Below are 225 nucleotides of genomic sequence, written 5' to 3' on the forward strand. Positions count from 1 at the left end.
ATATTATGATGTAAAAAACCAGATGGTGCCGGCTAGAGGACTTGAACCCCCAACCTACTGATTACAAGTCAGTTGCTCTACCAATTGAGCTAAACCGGCAAGCAAATAATCAATAGAATAAAAATGGTGGCTCAGGACGGAATCGAACCGCCGACACAAGGATTTTCAGTCCTTTGCTCTACCGACTGAGCTACTGAGCCACACTATAAAGCCTATTTCAAAAAG

At 43.1% G+C, this 225-nt stretch carries 2 tRNA genes; both read right to left on the minus strand.

The features are described from left to right. Nucleotides 1-23: 23 nt before the first annotated feature. Nucleotides 24-99 (minus strand) — tRNA-Thr (locus tag CHI06_RS29245). A 25-nt stretch (nt 100-124) separates the two neighbouring features. Further along, nucleotides 125-200, minus strand: a tRNA-Phe gene (locus CHI06_RS29250). Nucleotides 201-225: the final 25 nt, after the last annotated feature.

Origin of the sequence: Bacillus sp. 7884-1, assembly GCF_002272245.1 — a bacterium.
Lineage (GTDB): Bacteria > Bacillota > Bacilli > Bacillales > Cytobacillaceae > Neobacillus.